The sequence below is a fragment of the Streptomyces sp. WELS2 genome (assembly GCF_013870595.1).
In the GTDB taxonomy this organism is placed as follows: domain Bacteria; phylum Actinomycetota; class Actinomycetes; order Streptomycetales; family Streptomycetaceae; genus Streptomyces.
In genome coordinates, this window is record NZ_JACBWZ010001188.1 from 1 (window position 1) to 1518 (window position 1518).

Genomic DNA, 1518 nt, shown 5'->3' on the forward strand with positions numbered 1-1518 from the left:
CGCGGGACCGGCCGGGAGCAGGGCGCTCACCAGCGCCGCCGCCAGCAGTGCCGTGCCGCGTCTGACTCGTCCTGTGCTCATCCACGCCTCATCTCGTCCGGGTCGCGCGTGACATGTGCTGGGACGAGTGTGAAGTGAGCGCGGACGCAAGGGAGTCGGCCACCGCTGACGGGAAGCCGCCCTGGCGGGTTCCCGTCAGCGGTGGCCCGGACGGCCGCCGCCACCGTCCGCGCCCGCCGCGCGTGTTATCCGGCGTGACTCGCCAAGCACCCTCCGTACCATGGGGCTTGCACGAGCGACACGCGGAACGAGGGGGAGCGGGCGGCGCCATGGACGACGGACTGCTGGAGTTCAGGACCGAGGACGGCGCGGTCGTCGTGGTGGACGGCGTCAACGCCAGATCGGGCGCCCGCCTCGTGTCGCGCGGCGACGGCCCGGCGCAGGCCGCGCGCACCTTCGAGGGCGCGCTGGACAGCGTACGGGCGGCGGCGGCCGCGGCGCTGCGGGTCTTCCGGGACGGCAGCCTGCGCCCCGACGCGGTGGAGATCGAGTTCGGCGTACGGCTGTCCGCCGAGGCGGGCGCGGTCATCGCCAAGGGGTCCGCCGAGGGGCACCTGGTGGTCAAGCTCAGCTGGTCCCCGGAGCGGTCCGAGCCGGCGCCGGCCGTGCCACAGCGGAACGTGCCGGGGCAGAGCGCGTCGGCCCCGGAGCCCGGGAGCCGGTGATGCGCGGGCCCGCCTGGCAGGCCCGGGTCTCCTGCGGCGACTCGGTGGGGGCCGGCTTCCTGGTGACCGGCCGCCTGGTGCTCACCTGCGCCCACGTCGTCCACGGCCGGGACACGGTGACGGTCGGCTTCCCGCACGCCCGGGAGCTGGGCGAGGTCTCCGCCCGGGTCGTCGCCGACGGCGGCTGGGCCGGCGGGGTCACCGACCCCGGTGACGTGGCCGTGCTCGAACTCGCGGTGGACCACGACATCCCGCTCGCCCCGGCCCGGTTCGCCCCGCACGATGCCGCGTACACCGAGCCGTACCCGAAACTGGTCTCCTACGGCTTCCCCGAGGACTACGACGAGGGCACCCTCGCCGAATACCAGGCCGTCTCGGCGCAGTTGATCGCCGGTGAGTGGCTGGAGCTGGTGACGTGGCACGGCCACGGGCAGCCGATCGTGGAGGGCTTCAGCGGGGCGGCGGCGACGCTGCCGGACGGCAGGGTGGTGGGCATGGTGACCGCCGCCCTGGGGACGTCGTCTCAGGTGCGCAAGGGCCGGATGCTGCCGCTGGACGTGCTGGCCCGGTACTGGCCCGGGCTGGCCGAGCTGATGCCCGTACCGGGCCTCGGGGACGACGAGCGGCGGCGCCTGTACGACCTGCTGCGCCGGGCCGCCGCCGGCCCCGGCACGGGCCCCGACCCGAACCGGCTGTACCTGGACGCGGTGGGTCCCTTCGGTCCGCCCCTGCCCCCGGGCGGCTTCCCCTCCCTGCGGGCGGTGGCCGACTACGTGCGCTGGGAGGTCCCGGA

Annotated in this window: 2 protein-coding genes; both read left to right on the plus strand. The window is 75.6% G+C overall.

Translation table 11 applies throughout. The annotated features are described in order from the left end of the window. Positions 1–329 precede the first annotated feature (329 nt). Positions 330–725 carry a CU044_2847 family protein gene (locus H5J33_RS34885; RefSeq protein ID WP_181798659.1) on the plus strand — a complete coding sequence of 132 codons (396 nt, stop codon included), beginning with the start codon at positions 330–332 and terminating at the stop codon, positions 723–725. After that, positions 725–1518, plus strand: a 794-nt coding sequence (locus tag H5J33_RS34890) for a serine protease (protein WP_220213032.1), incomplete at its 3' end; no start/stop codon positions are given. The genes H5J33_RS34885 and H5J33_RS34890, both read left to right, overlap by 1 nt.

Excerpts from the sequence above, each read along its gene's own strand:
- H5J33_RS34885 (WP_181798659.1), top strand. The coding sequence starts at position 330 with ATGGACGACGGACTGCTGGAGTTCAGGACCGAGGACGGCGCGGTCGTC.